Consider the following 21,844-nt stretch of genomic DNA (forward strand, 5'->3'; position numbering starts at 1 on the left):
CTTTAATTATGCGTTTTTGATTATCGCTACATCCATGTTTTTAATAAGTTCATTAGCGAACTCAGAACATTTCACTTCTGTTGCACCTTCCATTAAGCGTGCGAAATCATAAGTTACTACTTTTGAAGCAATTGTTTTCTCAACAGAAGCAGTTACTAATTTCGCAGCTTCGTTCCATCCTAAGTGTTCTAATAATAATACACCTGAAAGAAGAACAGAAGATGGATTTACTTTATCTAAACCTGCATATTTTGGAGCTGTACCGTGTGTAGCTTCAAAGATAGCATGTCCAGTCACATAGTTAATGTTTGCACCAGGTGCAATACCAATTCCACCTACTTGTGCAGCAAGTGCATCAGAGATATAGTCACCATTTAAGTTCATTGTTGCAACAACATCGAACTCACGTGGACGAGTTAAAATTTGTTGTAAGAAGATGTCTGCAATAGAATCTTTTACGATGATTTTTCCAGCCACTTCAGCGTCTGCCATCGCTTTATTCGCTGCATCTTTACCATCTTTTTCAACAATGCGATCATATTCAGCCCAAGTAAATACTTTGTCGCCGAATTCTTGTTCCGCTACTTCGTAACCCCAGTTTTTGAAAGCACCTTCTGTAAATTTCATAATGTTTCCTTTATGAACTAATGTAACAGAAGAGCGTTTTTCGTTAATTGCATATTGAATTGCAGCACGAACAAGACGCTTTGTCCCTTCTTCTGAAATTGGCTTAATACCAATACCAGATGTTTCTGGGAAGCGGATTTTATTAACACCCATTGCTTCTTTTAAGAAAGCAAGAACTTTTTCTGCTTCTGGAGATCCTTGCGCATATTCAATTCCAGCATAAATGTCTTCTGTATTTTCACGGAAAATAACCATATCAGTATCTTCCGGACGTTTTACAGGTGAAGGAACACCTTCAAAATAACGAACTGGACGTAGACATACATATAAATCTAATTCTTGACGAAGTGCTACGTTTAGAGAACGAATACCACCGCCAACTGGAGTTGTAAGTGGACCTTTAATCGCGATTAAATATTCACGAATTAAGTTTAAAGTTTCTTCTGGTAACCACTCGCCTGTTTGGTTGAATGCTTTTTCCCCTGCAAGCACTTCTTTCCAAACGATTTTCTTCTCACCATCATAAGCTTTTTCAACTGCTGCTTCTAGTACGCGAGATGCAGCTGCCCAAATATCAGGACCAATTCCATCTCCCTCGATAAATGGAATAATCGGATTGTTTGGTACATTCATAACACCATTAGTTACAGTAATTTTTTCACCTGTCGTCAATGTGATAACCCCCATGTTTGAAATTTCATATGTATGAAACTGAGGGAATAACCCCTCAGTTCAAACCGTTAGTCAAATTAAAATATTCTAATCATTACATCTTTCCGAAAAAATCAGACTTTTGAAAGCGTATTTTCACTATCAAAATAGTGTTATTCGCTTATCGTTGTGCAATTGGAACATACACTTGATGCGTTGGTCCATTATAATCAGCACGCGGACGAATTAAACGGTTGTTTTCATATTGTTCTAGAATATGAGCTAACCAGCCTGACATACGGCTAATTGCAAAAATAGGTGTAAATAAGTCATGGTCAATTCCTAAACAATGGTATACAGAAGCTGAATAGAAATCAACATTTGGTGGAAGACCTTTTTCTTTTGTTACAATGTCTTCAATTTTGATAGACATATTATACCATTTCTCTTCTCCTAAAAGCACGCATAATCTCTTAGACATTTCACGTAAGTGTTTTGCACGTGGATCACCCTGCTCATACACACGGTGGCCAAAGCCCATGATTTTCACTTTATTTTGAAGAGCATTATGAATATATGACTCTACATTTTCTTCTTCACCAATCTCAGTTAACATCTTCATTACATTTTCATTTGCCCCACCGTGAAGAGGACCTTTTAATGCACCGATTGCTGCTGTAATACCAGAATATACATCTGAAAGTGTAGCTACGCAAACACGTGCAGTAAATGTAGAAGCGTTTAACTCATGATCTGCATGAAGTACAAGCGCCTTATCAAAAGCTTCAATTTCAACTTCATTTGGCTCGCGATCATTTAACATGTACAAGAAGTTTGCAGCTAATGATAAATCCTTTCTTGGCTCAACAATATCTAAACCTTTACGGATTCTCGCGTAAGCAGCAACTAAAGTTCCTACTTGCGCCTGTAATTTAACCGCTTTCAAATAATTGGACTTTTCGTCCATAATTTCAGCGCTCTCATCGTATAATGATAGCATGGAAATTGCAGTTCGTAAAACAGACATCGGATGTGCAATTTTTAAATCTACTTGTTTCAAATATGTTAAAATCTCACCTGGAACTTTATAGTATTCTGATACAATTTCATTAAATTCTGCTAGTTCTTTTTCATTAGGAAGCTTGCGGTGCCATAATAAGTACACTACTTCTTCAAACGTAGCATTCTCAGCTAAATCATCAATATTATACCCAACATAAGTTAATGTATCATCAATAATAGAGCTCACAGATGATGTTGTTGCTACTACCCCTTCTAAACCTCGAATAACAGTCATGACATTCTCTCCTTTTCCTGAAAATTCTCCCAACCTTGCTCCTTATATCTATTTGCTCCCCTTATGAATTATGAACGCCCGTTCACTCTTTAGGCAAGCAAAATGCACGATCATGCAAATTTGTTGCGATGTTCCCCTCTTATTGTCCATTGTTTACATGGAAAGCATGAGCGTGAATGTCTCCCCGAATCCTCACGCTCAAAACAACAAGTTAGTGAGGAAAATACATTCCGAAGAGTTTTATGATAAAAACAACATAAAACAATATCATTATAAAATTGTTTTATGTTGTTTTTATTTTATCTGGTGTAAAGTCTCTGCTGTTATGTAACTTTTCAAAGTTTCTAATCCTATTATAAACAATTATCTGACTTTTGTGAACAGAAAGAATTCAAAAATTTTATATTACTATAAAATTCCTTATTTAAACATTTGTATAATACTCATAACCGCATAGGCAATTCCAGCCCCAATTAACGGACCAACAGCAACCCCATTAAATAGCGCAACCGCTATAATTGTCCCAAAAACAAGCGCAGTTGTAATGTGGGGATCCGTTGTCAACAATTGTACGCCGCCTTTCGCTAACAAAGCGACCGCTACACCTGAAGCTAAAGCAATCCACGCATAATAAGATTTTGCCGCTTCTCCAAGTTGTTTAAAACCTATTTCCCCCGTCGCAATCGGTACGAGCACCGCTATTGTAATGACCGTTACACCTAGGTTAATTCCTTTCGTTTGTAAATAAGGAAAGACCTTATCTCCTAAAAACGTAAACTTCAATAAAAATAACACACCAATAGCCACAGTAAGCGATTGGTTTTTCGCAATAAGTCCTATAATAAGTAGTATGAATAAAAATAACGTTGACTGACTAATCATGTTTGCACTTCCTTTCTGAAAATAATGAACTCATTTCCAAACAAAAATACCTTTAAACCTATCGTTATACATGATATATCGATGCCTATTCAACATGAATCACTTCATTTTTTATGTATTTTAAAATGATAAATTGAGACTTTCACCATAAAAATTTAAGCGTGTATACATTTTAAAAAACAGACGTCTCTTCTTTCTTTTCTAATTAGAAACAGGTAAAATAAAAAGAAGAGAAAATGAAGTTTTTACCATATAGTAGAAGCATCAACACCAAGCTTTCACAGTCACTCACATACTGAAAAAGCAGGAAAAATCCATCATTCCACTATAACATAAAGTGAAACTTTAATCAGTGGGGCACACTCGTTATAAGTTGAACGAATTAGGATAATCCAAATTGGAATGGGAGGTATACATCTTTGAACCGAAACTTACTATATATGATATTGCGACTCATATTTGTCATTGTAGCAACGGTAGCTGGGTTCTATGTATTACTATACATGTCAGGGCTTATCTATCCTTTTATTATCGCTTTTGCATTTGCTTATTTGATTAATCCTGTCGTCAATTTCCTTAATCAAAAACTACAATTTCCTCGCGCACTAGCAGTACTCGTTAGCTTAATTCTCGTATTTGGAGCTATCGTTGGACTTGTTACATATCTTGTGACTGAAGCAATATCTGCCACAACATACTTACTACAACTTGTTACAGTAAAGTTTCCAGATATCGTTACATTCGCTCAGCAATTTGCACTTAATCATATTATGCCTCTCTACGATGATTTAATCTCTAAATTTAATCATCTTGGAGAACCACAGCGCTATACAATTACACAAAACATTCAAAACTTAGGAACAGAAGCGACAACACAAATGAAAGAACTTTTAACCGCCATTATAAGCGGGTTAACGAATTTCATTAGTGCACTGCCAACAACTTTAACTGTCCTTGTATTCATTTTATTAGCCACTTTCTTCATTAGTTACGATTGGCACCGTCTTGCTCAGAAAGCAAGAAAATTGCTACCGAATCGTGTACATGGCTATGGAAAAACTATTTTTGTCGACTTAAGAAAAGCTTTGTTTGGTTTTGTGAAAGCACAACTTACACTCGTATCTATGACAACTGTCATTGTACTAATCGGGCTTTTAATATTACGCGTACCATACGCCATTACTATCGCGATTATTACAGGGGTTGTAGATTTACTACCATATTTAGGAACAGGCGCAGTCTTTGTTCCATGGGTTATATACGTATTTTTCACTGGCGATACCGCATTCGCCATTGGTCTTCTCATTTTATACATCGTCGTGATTGTCCAAAGACAAATTATGGAGCCGAAAGTACTTTCATCTAACATCGGTCTCGATCCATTAGCAACACTCGTCGCTCTATTTGTCGGCTTTAAACTTTTTGGCTTTTTAGGATTAATCATCGGCCCAGTCACCTTAGTACTACTTAATACATTACACAAAGCTAATGTCTTCCATGACTTGTGGAAATATATTAAAGGTTCACCTTCAAAATAATAGTTTCTAATTCATACACAACAAAAAACTTACATGTAATCAGTGGGAAATTCCCACTGATTATTCCTTTTACCTATTTTTCACACTACTCACACGCAACAAGAGCATTACCCAGAAACAGGATAATCCTCTTGTTTTTTTGCATAAAAAAACACATATTCTAGCTAAAAATACATTTTTATTCTATTTTATCTATAATTATTACTTACATTTATTACTTTTTATGTAAATGAATAAATATACAAAATGGCATAAAATAAGGCTTCAACTAACAATCACCACCTTTTATATGAATTCTTTACACCAATCGCTCCTTTATATACAAAAGCAAAACTTTAATTTGGCTGCATTTCGCACCATCTTATTCATCCAAATTAATAGCACTAAAAAATCACACGTTTAATCGAAGCACAACAAGAGTTCAAACGAAAATTATATAGCAAATATAATAAGCGGACGTTTTGTTCATCCCCCCCACATCAAACACTTACGAGCATCCCAGCTTTGAGATAGAAATTCCCCCCCACAAATAGCGCGGTAAAACAAAGCTTCAATCAGCAAGTTCCTCTCCTTTTACAAGACAAAAAATAGCACTTAGATTTCTACAATCTAAGTGCTATTTCTGAATAATAATAGTAGAATTCTTTCTAAATTTCCATTCCATCCACTTCATAACAAGCGGCTTCAATAAAGCTCTCGTAATAGGGATCACGCAGATAAACCCTAGCATATCTGTCACATACCCAGGAAGCACTAAGAGAATACCTCCTACAAATACAAAAATACCATCTAGTACCGCCTCACCTGGCATTTCCCCTCTATTCAACTTAGATTGAATCTCTCCAAGCACTTTAAACCCTTGTCTTTTCGCCAAATACACACCTACAACACCTGTAAATACAATCATAGCGAACGTAGACCATAAACCTATTACATGACTTGATCCAATTAAGACCGTAATCTCAATCGCCGGTATTAAAATAAACAAGAATAGTAACCACTTCATAGTTCTACACCTCTCTCACATCTCACTTTTAACGCCCTCACAATGCCTATATACATCATATGAAATATAGATACCCTTTCATATTAAAACCCATAACAAACAGCTTTTAAAAGCAATTCTAGGCGCTTTAAGCTAATTTTATCTCGTTTTTGTGTAAAAAAAAGAGAAGGACTCCGATCCTTCTCTCCGTATTACTTATAGCACTTCCGCATGTCCATTATAAACAATTCCGCGTGCTGCATCAACTGTTACTTCTTGGCCATTTTTTAAAGTTGCTGTTACGCCGTTTACACCAACGATAACAGGAATACCGATTGATACACCTACAACAGCTGCATGGCTTGTTAAGCCACCTTCTTCTACAACTAAAGCTGCAGCTTTTTCGATTGCAGGAATCATATCTTTATCAGTGCTTGTTGTAACAAGGATATCACCTTCGTTTACGTTCGCTACAGCTTCAGCAGCTGTTTTTGCTACAACTACTTTACCTTTTGCAGCTTTACGACCGATTCCTTGTCCTTTAGCAATTTCTTCACCAACAACGTGGATTTTCATTAAGTTTGTTGTACCAGTTTCAGCAACTGGAACACCAGCAGTAATCACTACAGTATCTCCAAGTCCGATTAGGCCTGCATCCATACCTGTTTGAATTGCTGTATCTAACATTTCGTCAGTTGAAGCTGCGCGCTTCTCAGCCATAAATGCTTGTACACCCCAAACAAGTGCAAGACGACGTCCTACTTGCTCGTCAGATGTTACAGCTACGATTGGAGATTTTGGACGGTATTTAGAGATCATTTTCGCAGTATATCCACTTTCTGTTGGAGCTACGATTGCAGCTACATCAAGAGCAAGTGCTGTATGTGCAACAGATTGGCTAATTGCATCTGTAATTGTTGGAGTGAACTCTTTAATACGTTTTTTGAACATATCTTCATATTGTAATGATTTTTCAACACGTACCGCAATGTTAGCCATCATTGTTACTGCTTCTACTGGGTATTGTCCAGCAGCTGTTTCACCTGAAAGCATGATTGCATCTGTACCATCGAAGATTGCGTTAGCTACGTCACTTGCTTCCGCACGAGTTGGACGTGGGTTACGTTGCATAGAATCTAACATTTGTGTTGCAGTAATAACTGGTTTACCTAACACGTTACATTTTTTAATTAGACGTTTTTGTACTAACGGTACTTCTTCTGGTGGAATTTCTACACCCATGTCACCACGAGCTACCATTAAACCGTCAGAAACTTCTAAGATTGAATCGATGTTGTCGATACCTTCTTGGTTTTCGATTTTTGGTACGATTTGGATGTATTGAGCGTTATGCTCTTCTAATAATTCACGGATTTCTAATACGTCAGACGCTTTACGTACGAATGAAGCTGCAATGAAATCAACTTTTTGCTCGATACCGAAGATGATATCTTTTACGTCTTTTTCAGTGATACCAGGAAGCTTAATGCTTACGTTTGGTACGTTAACACCTTTTTTATTTTTTACAGTTCCGCTGTTAAGAACTTTTGTACGGATGTTTCCATCAGCTTTTTCGATTACTTCTAGTTCGATAAGACCGTCATCGATTAGAATACGAGAACCTGGGTCTACATCGTCATAAAGACCAGCATAAGATACAGAGAACTTCTCTGCAGTACCTAATACTTGCTCAGTAGAAAGAACTACTTCTGCACCTGTTACAAGCTCAGCTTGTCCGTCTACGAAGTCGTGAGTACGGATTTCTGGACCTTTTGTATCAAGTAAGATACCAACTGTTTTACCAGTTTTCTTTGAAGCTTCACGAATGTTTTTAATACGAGCTCCGTGCTCTTCATGGCTACCATGAGAGAAGTTTAAACGAGCAACGTTCATACCTGCTTCGATTAATTGCTCTAATTTTTCAATACTTTCACTAGCAGGACCTATAGTACATACAATTTTAGTTTTACGCATATTGCACCTCCGAAAATTATGAAACCGTTCCCAAATATCTGACATTACGCCGATTAGATGGATAATTCTTTAGATAATTGATACATGTCTTTATCGATTGTATGCTTTTGAGCTAACGCTTCGATAATGTCATGATCAACAAGTTTGTTATCTTGAATACCTACACAACGTCCGCCTTTACCAGCAATTAATAATTCAACTGCTCTTGCGCCAAGACGACTTGCTAATACACGGTCTTGTGCACTTGGTGATCCACCACGTTGTACGTGACCTAATACAGTTACACGAGTATCAAAGTTTGTTGCTTCTTCAATGTGCTTACCGATGTCAATTGCACTTCCAACACCTTCAGCTACAACGATAATACTGTGTTTTTTACCACGTTCACTACCACGCTTCAGACGAGCGATAACATCATCCATGTCATACTCTTCTTCTGGAATTAAGATCGTTTCCGCACCATCAGCTAAACCAGCCCATAATGCGATATCACCAGCGTGACGTCCCATTACTTCGATAACATATGTACGTTCATGAGATGTAGCTGTGTCACGAATTTTATCAATTGCATCAATAACAGTGTTTAAAGCTGTATCGAAACCAATTGTGAAGTCTGTTCCAGGGATATCATTGTCGATTGTACCTGGTACACCAACACATGGGAATCCTTGTTCAGTTAATTTTTTAGCGCCTTGGTAAGAACCATCTCCACCAATAACAACAAGTCCTTCGATACCGTGTTTCTTTAATTGCTCGATACCTTTTAGTCGTACTTCTGGATCTTTAAACTCAGGACATCTTGCTGTATATAATTTTGTACCACCGCGGTGGATAATATCGCCAACAGAACCAAGTTCTAATTTTTCAATGTGACCAGAAATTAATCCAGCGTATCCATGGTAAATACCATATACTTCAATATCATGGAAAATCGCTTTACGAACAACTGCACGAATGGCAGCATTCATACCAGGTGAATCTCCACCACTTGTTAATACACCAATACGTTTCATTTGTACTCACCTCATAAAGATTATTTGCCTTATAATAAAATAACACGAAAAAATATAAAAATACAATGGAGAAGATGTGTCTTTTCATAATAAAAACGTGCATTCGCGAAGTGGAACGCACGCTTTTCTTATTTTATCCAAATGGAAGCGTTTGAAAACGAAACTTGCCCAATTTTCATATATTTTTCATAACGTTTTTCGATTAATTCATCTTTCGAAATTCCGTTTAATTGTTCAAAAGTTTTTCGAATCATTAAGTCTATATTTTCTGACTGTTTCAAAATATTACGGTGAGCTCCGCCTCTTGCTTCTGGAATAATTTCGTCAATTACACCTAATTCTTTCAAATCTGCTGCTGTAATTTTCATTGCCTCTGCAGCTTCCTTTGCTTTTCCTGCATCTTTCCAAAGAATTGCCGCTGCACCCTCTGGTGTAATAACAGAATAAGTGGAATTTTCTAGCATATGAATGTAATCTCCAACTCCAAGGCCTAGCGCACCACCACTACCACCTTCGCCGATAACGATACAAATAACAGGTACCGTTAAACCTGCCATTTCAAATAAATTGCGGGCGATAGCTTCACTTTGACCACGTTCTTCAGCAGCTTTACCAGGATAAGCTCCTTTCGTATCAATAAAACAAATAATAGGACGATTGAACTTTTCCGCCTGCTTCATTAAACGTAATGCTTTTCGATATCCTTCTGGATGAGGCATTCCAAAGTTACGGCGAATATTTTCTTTCGTATCTTTTCCGCGCTGATGCCCAATTACAGTTACAGGCATCCCTTTATATTTCGCAATGCCGCCGACAATCGCTGCATCATCGCCAAATAGACGATCTCCATGACATTCGAAAAAATCAGTAAATAAGTGCTCAATATAATCGAGCGTTGTCGGTCGTTCAGCATGACGAGCAATTTGAACACGGTCCCATACTTTCAGATTGCCGTATATATCTTCCTCTAAATTTTCTAGCTTTTCTTCCAAAATACGAATCTCCTCACTGAAGTCCATCTGGCTGTTTTTCGTATAGTCTTTCAGTTCACGAATCTTATTTCTTAGCTCAACAACCGGTTTTTCAAATTCTAGCTCTGCCATACAGCCATTTCCCCTCCTTGATGAACTTCTAAAATCTTGCGAAGTGATTCTCTCATATCATCACGATGCACCACCGCATCTAATTGACCATGATCTAGTAAGAATTCTGCCGTTTGGAAATCTTCTGGTAGTTTCTCACGCACCGTTTGTTCAATTACACGTCTACCAGCAAATCCGATAAGTGCACCTGGTTCTGCAAGATTATAATCACCAAGTGAAGCGAAACTCGCTGAAACCCCGCCCGTCGTTGGGTGAGTCATAACAGAAATAAATAATCCTCCTGCATTACTATGCTTTTTCAAAGCTACGCTTGTTTTTGCCATTTGCATTAAACTTAATATACCTTCTTGCATACGGGCACCACCCGAAGCAGTAAAGATAATAAATGGAACTTGTAAGTCGTACGCCTTTTCAACCGCACGGGCGATTTTTTCTCCTACTACAGAGCCCATGCTCCCCATTCGAAAACGAGAATCCATTACTGCAACAACAACAAGCATGTCATCAATTGTTCCTTCACCAGTTACAACCGCTTCGTTCAATTCAGTCTTCTTACGATCGCTCTCTAGTTTCTCTTCATAACCTGGAAACTCGAGTGGATTTAACGAAACCATTTCTTTGTCATACTCACGGAATGACCCTTCGTCCAATATACTATCAAGACGTTCCCATGCATTCATAGGATGATGATATCCACAATTCACACATACTTTTAAATTTTTTAGAAGTTCTTTCGTATACATGATTTTTTTACATTCCGGACATTTTGTCATAACGCCATCTGGTACATCTTTTCGTACTTGTTCTGAAGGTATTGCAGCGTACTTTTTCTTTTTCACGAATAAATCTCTTAGCACAATTTGACCCCCTTCGTTGAGAGCTAAGGTTAGCGTAAGAAGAAAATGGGGCTAACACCAAAGTTTGATGTTAGCCTTATCTTCTCAATCTGTCTAATAACCTCACTCTTTACGTTTAACTTTAACCGCTACGCGGTAGAATGTTTGTCATAACGTGTCATGGTCATTTCGACAAATTTTATACATTACGAGTGAAACTGTATATTCTCTACTAATTCATCGTAAATTTTTAGTGCATCATTTTCTTGTTTTTCTTCCAAAGTAGCATAAAGCTTTCTATACATATCGATAGAATCTCTTGAAACTTTACAAGAAAGAGTTGCTACGTAATCATTTACGATCATCCAAATGCGATATAGTAAATAATTATCGACTTGTTCAATAAGTGTTTTAAAGAACGTTTGATGAAGCGTTGGGACTGAGCTTTCATTTCCTTCAAGTACTTGGTGTAATCTACTTAGTACTTTAGAAAACGTTTCTTTCGGTAAATTACATACAATTCGAATCATATCTTTCTCAAGTAATCGTTTCGTTTGTAATAAATCACGAATTGTTTTCTCATCTTGCAATAAGAACGGAGCAATTAATTGTACAAGACCGTTATCATAAAAGTTTCGAATAAACGTCCCTTCACCACGTCTCGTTTCAATCAATCCTACCAGTTCTAAAGCACGCAATGCTTCTCTTACAGAGGAACGTCCTACGTTTAAGCGTGAACTTAACTCACGCTCAGACGGCAAACGATCCCCCGCCACCAAACCATCCTCTTCCATAATGGAACGGATTTTTTTTACAATTTCGAGATATACTTTTGTATTTGATGATGTCAATGGAAATTCCTCGCTTATTCTTTACCAATCAGCGCTAATTGTTTTGTTTTTTCAGCGATCTCATTTGGATCTACTTGACGGCGAGCTACTCCTGTCTCCATTGCTGCTTTTGCAACGTAAGCCGCTACTTGAGGCGCTACACGCGCGTCAAATGGTGCCGGAATGATATAGTCTGCATTTAACTCATCTTCTGCTACAAGCTCAGCAATAGCCTGTACAGCTGCCATCTTCATTTCTTCGTTAATTTGTGTCGCATGTACGTCAAGTGCACCGCGGAAAATACCAGGGAACGCCAGTACATTATTTACTTGGTTCGGGAAGTCAGAACGACCTGTTCCAACAACAGCTGCGCCGCTGCTTTTGCCAATTCTGGCATAATTTCTGGAACTGGATTCGCCATTGCAAAAATAATCGCATCGTCATTCATTGTACGAACCATCTCTTCTGTTAATGCACCTTCTGCAGATACACCAATGAATACGTCCGCACCTTGTACAACATCAGCTAAAGAACCTTCTATACGATTCTTATTTGTATATTTTGCAACTTCATCCTTCACCGGATTCATACCTGTAGGACGACCATCATAGATTGCGCCTTTACGGTCACACATAATAATGTCGCGTACACCATAGCGATATAAAAGTTTAATAATTGCAATACCTGCTGCACCTGCGCCATTTGCGACAACTTTAATGTCAGACATTTTCTTTCCAACTAATTTCAGTGCATTTACAAGACCTGCTACTGTTACAATAGCTGTTCCGTGTTGATCATCATGGAAGATAGGAATATTTGTTTCTTTTTTCAAACGCTCTTCAATAATGAAGCAGTTTGGTGCTGCGATATCTTCTAAGTTAACGCCGCCAAAAGTTGGCTCCATTAATTTTACAGTTTCAACAATTTTATCTACATCGTTTGTATTTAAGGCAATTGGGAATGCATCTACACCAGCAAAGCTCTTGAATAATACAGCTTTACCTTCCATTACTGGAAGAGATGCTTCAGGTCCAATGTTACCAAGACCAAGTACAGCTGTTCCATCTGTCACAACTGCTACCATATTTCCCTTCATCGTATATTCATATACCTTACTTTTATCGTCATAAATTTCTTTACAAGGTTCTGCAACCCCTGGAGAATATGCAAGACTTAAATCTTTTGCATTTTCTACTTTTACTTTTGATACAGTTTCTAATTTTCCTTGATGCACTTTATGCATGTGAAGTGCTTCTTCACGAAGTGTTGACAAACTATCCACTCTCCTCAAATTATTCTTGCTGATATCAATTTCTCCAAGTGGTCTGACCACGAACACTACTACTATAATAATCGAAGTGTAGGGAAATTGTCCATTATATTTTCACAACTACATTTTCTTCCCCGACAATTTCACGAAGTGCTCCTAAACATTCTTCACTTGGATGAATCGATAAACTCCGAGATAATTGTACCATTTTATGTTCCTTTTCATAATAAATTAGTACTTTCGCAAAACCTGAATAGTCGAACAATATTTTCGTAACCTGATTTAAAAGCTTTTTCTCATACTGAGACGGCAATTTCACGTAAACAGATGCGTCTTTCTTTTCTTCATAAACATCCATTTCCTCTAGCGGATATAGTCCATTTACAATCCATTGCAGCTTATGATTTCTTAGCTCAATCGTACCGTCAACTAAAACAATTGCTCCTTCTTGCAACTTATCCGAGAAATGTATATACGTTTCCGGGAAGAGGACCGCTTCCATTTCATCATTTTGATCACAGAATGTAATAAATGCCATCTTTTGAAACTTTTTCGTACGAATCACTCTCACACTTGTTATATACACAATAGCTCTTTGTACTTTTTTCTTGTGTCGCATCGCCTGAGCGAGAGATGGAATTTCTAATTCTTTTGCTAACTTCACATATTGCGCTGTCGGATAACTTGATAAATAAAAGCCAAGCGCTTCCTTCTCTTTATTTAGTTGTTCAATAAAAGATAACTCTTCTCCTTGTACATATTTTGATTTTGGAACAGCATCTCCTAAATCACGTGCGAGATTCGCGTACTCTAACGCCCCTTTAATACTTTTCCATAAATTCGTTCTCGAAACACCAAAATCGTCAAAACATCCCGACCAGACGAAAGCTTCTAAATTACGCTCCGTTACGAACTTTGACGGCATACGAAGACAAAATTCAAATAAATCTTCGAACATTTTTTTCTCTCGTTCTTCTAATAATGCCGTCACTGTAGCCATTCCAATATTTCGGATCGAAAGTAAACTGTAACGTATCGCATTCCCTTCTATTTGGAAGTTGTAGCCACTCCTCTGAAGAGACGGTGGCAAAACGTGAAAACCTTTCCGCTTCGTTTCTCGTATATACTGTACAATCTTATCTTCATTTCCAATTGCGCTTGATAATAATGCCGTCATAAATTCCAGCGTATAATTCGCTTTCAAATAGGCAAGCTGATATCCAATCATACTGTAAGCTACAGCGTGACTTCGGTTAAAACCGTAATTCGCAAATCTTACAATTAAATCGTAAATTTTCTCTGCGGATGTCTCATCATAACCATTTCGCAAACATCCTTGGACGAAATGCTTACGTTCCTGATCTAAAATATCACGATTTTTTTTACTCACCGCACGGCGCAGTAAATCTGCTTCTCCGAGCGAAAAACCAGCTAACTTCGATGCAATTTGCATAATTTGTTCTTGGTATACAATGACGCCGTATGTTCTTTCTAAAATTGGCTTTAAATCCGGATGTAAATATTCAATTTTTCTTTTTCCATGTTTCGATTCAATAAAAGTCGGTATCTGTTCCATCGGTCCTGGTCTATATAACGAGTTAACAGCTACGATATCTTCAAACTCATTCGGTTTTAACCCGCGAAGTACATTTCGCATACCACCCGACTCAAGCTGGAATACACCTGTTGTATCCCCTCTCCCTAATAATTGGAACGTCTTTTCATCTTGAAGAGGTAAGTTTCTTATATCGATTTCTTTCCCTGTTTTGTTCGCGATAAATTTTATAATATTTTCAAGTAACGTTAAATTACGTAATCCTAAAAAGTCCATCTTAAGCAAACCAAGTTCTTCTAGCGCATCGGCTGGATATTGCGTAACATAAACATCGTTATGTCCTTCTTGAATTGCTACACTTCCTGTTAGCGGTTCTTGACTCATAATAACACCAGCCGCATGAATAGACGTATGACGTGGTAAACCTTCTACACGTTTTGCGATTTCAAATACACGCTCATGCAGAAGATTCCCTTGTATAAACTCACGAAGTGATTGTGATTCTTCATATGCATCTTTTAACGTTATACCAAGCTTTGATGGAATAAGTTTTGAAAATATATCAATATCTCGCGGCGGAAGCCCCATTACGCGGGCAATGTCTCTAATTGCCGCTTTTGCTGCAAGCGTACCAAACGTTACAATTTGCGCAACACGGAGCTGACCGTATTTATCTTTCACATAGCGAATCATCTCATCACGTCTTACGTCTGGAAAATCAATATCAATATCGGGAAGCGTCACACGTTCAGGATTTAAAAACCTTTCAAATAATAGATCGTATTCAATTGGATCAATATCTGTAATTTCTAATACGTATGAAACGAGTGAACCAGCTGCCGATCCACGACCTGGTCCTGTTAGAATATGATTTTCATGTGCATACTTCATAAAATCCCATACGATGAGGAAATAATCACTAAATCCCATACGAGAAATAACATTTAATTCATGATCCAAACGCTTTATATGCACTTCTTTCGGTTCACCATATCGTTTCCGCAAACCTTCTTCACAAACACGACGCAAGTATATATCACTCGTTTCATTAGACGGAACAGGAAACTTCGGAAGTTGATTTACATGGAACGGTATTTCTACTTGGCAACGCTCTGCAATTTTTATTGTATTTTGGATTGCTTCCGGCGCATGGGAAAATAGTGCTTCCATTTCATCCGATGACTTTAAATAATACTGATCTGTTTTCAGCCTCGGCCTATCTGGATCAGTCATTTTCGTTCCACTTTCAACAGATAGTAAACATTCGTGAACAAGCGCGTCACTTTGATTGATATAGCGCACATCGTTTGTTGCAACGACTGGAATATTAACCCTACTAATAAATTCAGGTAGTTTCTCTTGTAAAAGCAACTCATCTTGAATCGCATGATGCTGCAAACTCATATAAAAATGGCCAAACATATTTTGATACGTGCGAGCTACTTCTTCAGCCTGACTCTCATTGTCTTCTAGTAATAATTGCTCAATTTCGCCATCTTTACCTGGTGAAATTGCAATTAATCCTTTCGCATAATGCGCAAGCCACTTCTTAGGAATACCTTCTTTGGACTTTGTCATAATACTGCTAGAAATCTTTAATAAATTTTGGTAGCCTATTTCATTCTCAGCAAGTAATACAAGCGGATAAGACCTTTCTTCTTCTTCACTAAAAATAGAAGCGGTTAATCCAATAACGGGCTGTATACCATGTTTCTTACATGCTTTATAAAACGGAATAACGCCATACATAACATTTTCATCCGTAATAGCCAGCGATGAAAAACCGAGTTCTTTCGCCCTGACTACAAGCTCATCAATTTTACAAGCACTTTTTAATAAACTAAAAACGGTTTGACATTGTAAATGCACAAACTTCACTGTTGTACCCTCTCTTTACCTATTTGACTACTTTTATTATAGGTGATGAGGAAAGCGGAAATCAAAACATACTTCTTATACTTTGTCCATATATATGAAGAAGAAAGGGGAATGACGATGGATGTAAGAGAACATACTTTTTTCTCTCTGCTTATTATTAGTTATTTTATTGCCTTTGGGGTTATACTTGGCGGTTCATTAATTGGTGGATTTGGTGCGTTTCTTATCGGAAAACCAGCTCTAACTTACATTAATCAATTCGCCCAAAATTTAAGAATTTGGGCACTCGTTGCAGCAATCGGCGGAACATTCGATACCTTTTATAGCTTTGAAAGAAGTTTCTTTGGCGGAGATATGAAAGATATCGTAAAGCAAATTCTCCTTATTTTTTTCGCAACTGGTGGTATGCAAACAGGTCTCATTATTATTAAATGGCTAACGCAGGAACATGTATGAGAGTACCAAGTGCCAATACAGCAAAAAGATGGTACTTAGTATTAGCTGGGGCTGCTGTTGGAGGCGTGTTGAGCTGGTTTATTTTTTTGTACATATACGGTGTTTTTCAAGAAGAACAAGCTAGTAAAATAGCAGAACAAAGAGAAATTATAGAAAAACAAGAAGCAAAGCTCCACGTCCTTCTCGAAGATCAAGAAAAATTGAACACTGAAAATAAACGGCTCTTAACCATTCAAGAGATTAAAATAAAACTTATCAATCGAGAAAAATACGATTTAGACAATCTCACACTCGAAAATATGACTACATCTATCCATAATGACCTCCAACATCTTTTAACGAAAAACATTCAAAGTATCGCAAAAAATAAAGACCTACTTAAAAAGGTAATCGAAAATAAAACGTACAAACATTACGATCGGCTATACCGTTTTAAAGTCGATACAATATCTTTTGATACAGTGCTTGAAATTAGCATTACTATAGAGAAAGAAAAATAAAGAAGGAGGGCTTTAGCGCCGCTCCTTCTTTTCGTTCTAACATATAGTCTCTTATTTACAAATCTCACGTAAATCAGCAAAAAGACGATCCGCTTCTTCCCAAGAAGATGCCTTCGCACCAGAAGCCATCGGATGCCCCCCGCCGTTATATTGCATTGCTAATTTGTTTATAACTGGTCCTTTTGAACGAAGACGAACACGAATTACGTCGTCTTCCTCTAAAAATAGAACCCACGCCTTTAATCCATCAATATTGCCAAGCGCTCCAACAACACCAGATGCTTCAGAAGGAAGTACATCAAACTCTTCTAATACTTCTTTCGTTAATTTAATGTAAGCTGCTCCTTCTTCTACCATCGTAAAGTTTTGTAAAATATAACCGTTTAAACGAGCAATTTTTTCTTTTGTCTTATACATCTCATTGTATAAATCTGTGAATTTCACACCCATGTCAACAAGCTCACTTACGTAACGAAGTGTTTTTGCTGTCGTATTCGGGAATAAGAAACGACCTGTATCTCCAACAATTCCTGCTAAAATAAGGCGGGCTGCTTCTTTTGTTATTTTTAATCCTTTATCTTTTCCATAGTTATAAAACTCATAAATCATTTCACTTGTAGAACTCGCTGTCGTATCTACCCACGTAATATCTCCATATGGATCTTCATTTGGATGATGATCAATTTTAATTAACATCTTCCCTTTTGTATAGCGTTGATCGTCAACACGTTCTTGATTCGCAGTATCACAAACAATAACAAGCGCATTTTCGTATACACTATCTTCAATATCATCCATTACTCGTAAGTATGCTAGTGACGGCTCATTGTACCCAACCGTATAAATATTTTTCTCTGGAAACGATTCTTGTAGAATTGTACCAAGACCACCCTGTGAACCTAACGCATCTGGATCCGGACGCACGTGGCGATGAATAATAATTGTATCAAACTCTTTAATTGCTCCTAAAATTTGCTCATGCATATGTATAATCTCCTTTTTAATCAACTTCTTCACTTTATCCTCCATTATAACGGAAAGTATTTCATACATGCGAACAATTGCTTTATAATAAAAGTTAGAAAGTTTAGATATTTCTTTTTCTTTTCTATTATTTTTCACAAAGCGATGGGAGTGTGCATGATGCCAGTATTAGTCTTCTGTATTATCGTCTCATTTATGTTGTACCTCTTTTACAAAACAAAATACTTTCGTACAAACCGCCCAATGGAGAAAGGTTGGCTCTCAGGAAAATCCGCAATGGCACTCGGTTCATTCGTTTTATTTTTCGGGATAAACCAATTCTTTTTAGAACTTTCAACCGCTCGTATTATCGTTGGTGTTTTATTCGTTCTATTTGGTAGTGCAAGTGTATTTAACGGGTTTCGCCAATACAAACATTTCTTGCCATTAGCAGTTAAAGAAGCTGAAGTCTATGAAGCAACGTAAAAAAGCATCAATATTGTGATGCTTTTTTACGTCCCTTAACTTTCAAAATCATATACGCAACAAACGCAGATGGTATATTAAATGGGTTCCCTTGTACGTGAAAATGTAATTGTTCTTCTCCAAAAGACATTTTTTCATATAGCTCTCGCTGAGATAATCCTGTCTTTTCCTTTTTTTCATGTAAACCTTGTAAATATAAATATTGAATCGGTATCATTACAAGAAAGTAAAATAGTGCGATACTACCAAAAAAGAGTACGGCTGACGACATAATGTATACCACCTCTCACAATTCCATTTTCTTACAATATAATCATAACACAATATACAACTAAATTGAATTATTATTCCGTCTTTTCTCACATTACTTTTCCACTCCATCCCATACATATTTCAACAAAACTCCCATCTAAAATCATACCTTTCAAATTTAAAACAACAAAAAAAGATGGAACAAATCAAAACGATTTGTTCCATCTTTTTATTTATCGATTAACTGAACCATAAGTAATGCTTTTCCAACAACATTACCTTCATGATGCACCTCTACATCGACCTTACCAAATTTACGTCCAATTTCTAATACTTTCGGATGAACAGATACAACATTATCAATTTGAACCGGCTTTACGAAATAAATCGTTAAGTTTTCAACAATTAAATCACTTTTCTTTTGCGCACGAATGACGCGATTTGTCGCTTCTGTCACAATTGTTGCAAATACACCGTACGATAACGTCCCGATTGAGTTCGTCATTTGCGGCGTCACCGAAAATTGATATAGATGCTCATTCTTCGCTTCTTTTGGTGTCATAAATTGATTCGTTACAATATCATCAATGGTTTCTCCAACTTGTGGCTGACGTTGAATCATTTGCAGTGCCTGAAGTACATCTTGACGGCTAATAATACCTTGCAGTTTGTTTCCTTCCTCAACGACAGGAAGTAATTCAATTCCTTCCCACACCATCATACGTGCCGCAGCTGCGACAGACATTTTACCGTTCACTGTAATTGGGTGTTTTGTCATTACTTTATCAATTGGTGTTTCTTTCGCTACTCCGATCATATCTTTTGAAGTTACGATTCCTAGTACTTTGTTACTTTCATCGACAATTGGATATCTTCCGTGCATTGTCTCTTCGTTATATGCATGCCATTGCTGTACTGTATCACTCGGCTTTAAATATAACGTTTCTTCAATTGGCGTTAAAATATCTTCAACGAGTACAATTTCTTTCTTAATAAGTTGGTCATAAATTGCACGATTAATTAACGTTGCGACCGTAAATGTATCGTAGCTACTTGAAATGATCGGCAGCTTTAATTCGTCTGCTAATTTCTTCACATGATCTTCCGTATCAAATCCGCCCGTAATTAATACAGCCGCTCCAGTTTCTAGCGCTAATTCATGTGCATTGGTACGGTTACCAATAATGAGTAAATTCCCAGCTTCTGTATAGCGCATCATCGCTTCTAATTTCATAGCTCCGATTACGAATTTATTTAATGTTTTATGTAGTCCTTCTCTGCCTCCAAGTACTTGACCGTCGACAATGTTAACGACTTCTGCATATGTCAGTTTTTCGATATTCTCTTTCTTCTTTTGTTCAATTCGAATTGTTCCGACACGTTCAATTGTACTAACATATCCTTTATTTTCTGCATCTTTAATTGCACGGTAAGCGGTCCCTTCACTTACACTCAAATCTTTCGCAATTTGTCTTACAGAAATTTTATGGCCTACTGGCAGGCTATTAATATGTTCTAAAATTTGGTTATGCTTGGTAGCCAAATGGTTTCACCATACTTTCTTTTCCCTAAATTCTTCATGTGTTGTACTTTCAGTATACTATATTTTCAAAACTGTTACACTCTCTCTTTGCATACCTGTACTATTTTTTTTATAACAAAATGACGCTTACATTCCACCAGTCATTCTATTACAACAATGTAATGCTATTGTCATCTCATTCGATAGTTCGCCCACTTAATTGCCTATACAATTAAGACAAGAAATAAAACAAAGGAGCGAACACATGATGAAAAAACTTTTAGAGGTTGTAGGTGCTGTATTTTTAGCTTTCGTAGATGGGAAAAAAGTTGCAATGGAATTGAATGAAACACCTGAACAACCACGTACCAAAAGAGAAGAATCACCAAAACAAATACAAGCATTAAAAGCTGTCCTACACACGTAAAAAACCCTTCACTTTTCTTTTCAAATGAAGGGTTTCTTTTCTATAGTGTAATACTTTCTCCAGCTTCTAATACTTTCCCTGTACAATTTTGTAGCTTTTCTACAAATTGATATGGATCTTGTTCAATAACTGGGAACGTATTGTAATGCATCGGTACAACAGTTTTCGCATTAATCCATTTTGCCGCTAGTACAGCATCTTCTGGTCCCATTGTGAAATTATCACCAATTGGTAAAAATGCTAGATCAACTTTATTTAATTCCCCAATTAACTTCATATCAGAGAATAGTGCAGTATCTCCTGCGTGGTATACAGTTTTCTCTTCTGCTGTAAATAAAATACCTGCTGGCATACCTGTATATGTAATCGTCTTATTTTCTTCATCAATATAACTAGAGCCGTGGAATGCTTGTGTAAACTTCACTTTTCCGAAGTCAAATTCATGTGAACCACCAATATGCATCGGGTGTGTATTTACACCTTGCCAACTTAAAAATGTTGCTAGTTCAAATGGCGCTACAACAACTGCATTATTTTTCTTCGCAAGTTCTACTGTATCTCCAACATGATCACCGTGTCCATGCGATAAAAGAATTGCATCCACTTTTACATCTTCAGTTTTTAAATCTGTTTTCGGATTACCTGTTAAAAACGGGTCAATTAAAATAACTTTTCCATTCGCCTCAATTTTCACAACTGAATGTCCATGATAAGATACTTTCATTATTACATTCCTCCCCTGTTCACATTCTCACTTTGTATTCTACATGATTTTTCAATTCCCTGTCTTTTCTAACAT

At 37.0% G+C, this 21,844-nt stretch carries 19 protein-coding genes and 1 pseudogene; 5 read left to right on the forward strand and 15 right to left on the reverse strand.

Annotated elements, in window-relative coordinates; all coding sequences use genetic code 11:
• Positions 1-6: 6 nt before the first annotated feature.
• From icd to ACUL40_RS15230, 3 genes are all read right to left on the reverse strand, one after another.
• Positions 7-1,299 carry an NADP-dependent isocitrate dehydrogenase gene (icd, locus tag ACUL40_RS15220; RefSeq protein WP_000206898.1) on the reverse strand — a complete coding sequence of 431 codons (1,293 nt, stop codon included), beginning with the start codon at positions 1,297-1,299 and terminating at the stop codon, positions 7-9.
• Positions 1,300-1,459: 160 nt separating this feature from the next.
• Complete coding sequence (citZ, locus tag ACUL40_RS15225) at positions 1,460-2,608, reverse strand: citrate synthase (protein ID WP_000503652.1); 1,149 nt, start codon at positions 2,606-2,608, stop codon at positions 1,460-1,462.
• A 387-nt stretch (positions 2,609-2,995) separates the two neighbouring features.
• On the reverse strand, positions 2,996-3,457 hold the full coding sequence (locus ACUL40_RS15230) for a DUF441 domain-containing protein (RefSeq protein WP_000625507.1): 462 nt from the start codon (positions 3,455-3,457) through the stop codon (positions 2,996-2,998).
• A gap of 419 nt (positions 3,458-3,876) precedes the next feature.
• On the opposite strand from ACUL40_RS15230, the gene ytvI reads away from it, so the two are divergent.
• Positions 3,877-4,995, forward strand: a complete 1,119-nt coding sequence (gene ytvI / locus ACUL40_RS15235; protein WP_001081388.1) for a sporulation integral membrane protein YtvI — start codon at positions 3,877-3,879, stop codon at positions 4,993-4,995.
• Positions 4,996-5,611: 616 nt separating this feature from the next.
• On the opposite strand, the gene ACUL40_RS15240 is transcribed toward ytvI, so the two are convergent.
• The 8 genes and pseudogenes from ACUL40_RS15240 to dnaE form a co-directional block, all read right to left on the reverse strand.
• On the reverse strand, positions 5,612-6,001 hold the full coding sequence (locus ACUL40_RS15240) for an FxsA family protein (protein WP_000871628.1): 390 nt from the start codon (positions 5,999-6,001) through the stop codon (positions 5,612-5,614).
• Between the two features lie 195 nt (positions 6,002-6,196).
• Positions 6,197-7,954: a pyruvate kinase gene (gene pyk / locus ACUL40_RS15245; RefSeq protein WP_001232673.1), complete on the reverse strand. Its 1,758-nt coding sequence runs from the start codon at positions 7,952-7,954 to the stop codon at positions 6,197-6,199.
• Between the two features lie 53 nt (positions 7,955-8,007).
• The gene (gene pfkA, locus ACUL40_RS15250) at positions 8,008-8,967 is read right to left on the reverse strand and encodes a 6-phosphofructokinase (protein WP_000821157.1); all 960 of its coding nucleotides are present in this window, start codon (positions 8,965-8,967) and stop codon (positions 8,008-8,010) included.
• A gap of 128 nt (positions 8,968-9,095) precedes the next feature.
• Complete coding sequence (gene accA, locus ACUL40_RS15255; RefSeq protein ID WP_000818804.1) at positions 9,096-10,070, reverse strand: acetyl-CoA carboxylase carboxyl transferase subunit alpha; 975 nt, start codon at positions 10,068-10,070, stop codon at positions 9,096-9,098.
• Positions 10,058-10,927: an acetyl-CoA carboxylase, carboxyltransferase subunit beta gene (accD, locus tag ACUL40_RS15260; protein ID WP_000942856.1), complete on the reverse strand. Its 870-nt coding sequence runs from the start codon at positions 10,925-10,927 to the stop codon at positions 10,058-10,060. The genes accA and accD overlap by 13 nt, the downstream gene beginning before the upstream one ends.
• 185 nt (positions 10,928-11,112) lie before the next feature.
• Complete coding sequence (locus ACUL40_RS15265) at positions 11,113-11,757, reverse strand: FadR/GntR family transcriptional regulator (protein ID WP_000204448.1); 645 nt, start codon at positions 11,755-11,757, stop codon at positions 11,113-11,115.
• Positions 11,758-11,771: 14 nt separating this feature from the next.
• A pseudogene (locus tag ACUL40_RS15270) lies at positions 11,772-12,979 on the reverse strand (NAD(P)-dependent malic enzyme).
• A gap of 133 nt (positions 12,980-13,112) precedes the next feature.
• Positions 13,113-16,439 carry a DNA polymerase III subunit alpha gene (gene dnaE, locus ACUL40_RS15275; protein WP_000673728.1) on the reverse strand — a complete coding sequence of 1,109 codons (3,327 nt, stop codon included), beginning with the start codon at positions 16,437-16,439 and terminating at the stop codon, positions 13,113-13,115.
• A gap of 42 nt (positions 16,440-16,481) precedes the next feature.
• Here dnaE and ACUL40_RS15280 point away from each other — a divergent pair, with 42 nt between their 5' ends.
• Both ACUL40_RS15280 and ytrI read left to right on the forward strand, forming a co-directional pair.
• On the forward strand, positions 16,482-16,895 hold the full coding sequence (locus ACUL40_RS15280) for a YtrH family sporulation protein (protein WP_002005839.1): 414 nt from the start codon (positions 16,482-16,484) through the stop codon (positions 16,893-16,895).
• Positions 16,892-17,395, forward strand: coding sequence for a sporulation membrane protein YtrI (gene ytrI / locus ACUL40_RS15285; protein ID WP_001265736.1), 504 nt, complete (start codon positions 16,892-16,894; stop codon positions 17,393-17,395). The genes ACUL40_RS15280 and ytrI overlap by 4 nt, the downstream gene beginning before the upstream one ends.
• Positions 17,396-17,446: 51 nt before the next feature.
• On the opposite strand, the gene ACUL40_RS15290 is transcribed toward ytrI, so the two are convergent.
• Positions 17,447-18,379 carry a DHH family phosphoesterase gene (locus tag ACUL40_RS15290; protein WP_000545136.1) on the reverse strand — a complete coding sequence of 311 codons (933 nt, stop codon included), beginning with the start codon at positions 18,377-18,379 and terminating at the stop codon, positions 17,447-17,449.
• A gap of 159 nt (positions 18,380-18,538) precedes the next feature.
• Between ACUL40_RS15290 and ACUL40_RS15295 the strand changes: the two genes are divergently transcribed.
• On the forward strand, positions 18,539-18,844 hold the full coding sequence (locus ACUL40_RS15295; RefSeq protein WP_001144776.1) for a YtpI family protein: 306 nt from the start codon (positions 18,539-18,541) through the stop codon (positions 18,842-18,844).
• Between the two features lie 7 nt (positions 18,845-18,851).
• On the opposite strand, the gene ACUL40_RS15300 is transcribed toward ACUL40_RS15295, so the two are convergent.
• Complete coding sequence (locus ACUL40_RS15300; RefSeq protein WP_000093045.1) at positions 18,852-19,115, reverse strand: DUF3949 domain-containing protein; 264 nt, start codon at positions 19,113-19,115, stop codon at positions 18,852-18,854.
• Positions 19,116-19,325: 210 nt separating this feature from the next.
• Positions 19,326-20,639 (reverse strand): CBS domain-containing protein, encoded by a 1,314-nt coding sequence (locus ACUL40_RS15305; RefSeq protein WP_000201572.1) that lies wholly within the window; start codon positions 20,637-20,639, stop codon positions 19,326-19,328.
• Positions 20,640-20,883: 244 nt separating this feature from the next.
• Here ACUL40_RS15305 and ACUL40_RS15310 point away from each other — a divergent pair, with 244 nt between their 5' ends.
• Positions 20,884-21,045, forward strand: a complete 162-nt coding sequence (locus ACUL40_RS15310) for a hypothetical protein (protein WP_000976303.1) — start codon at positions 20,884-20,886, stop codon at positions 21,043-21,045.
• Between the two features lie 40 nt (positions 21,046-21,085).
• On the opposite strand, the gene ACUL40_RS15315 is transcribed toward ACUL40_RS15310, so the two are convergent.
• Positions 21,086-21,769 (reverse strand): metal-dependent hydrolase, encoded by a 684-nt coding sequence (locus ACUL40_RS15315; RefSeq protein ID WP_000868927.1) that lies wholly within the window; start codon positions 21,767-21,769, stop codon positions 21,086-21,088.
• Between the last annotated feature and the right edge of the window lie 75 nt (positions 21,770-21,844).

Source organism: Bacillus sp. KNSH39, assembly GCF_052656585.1.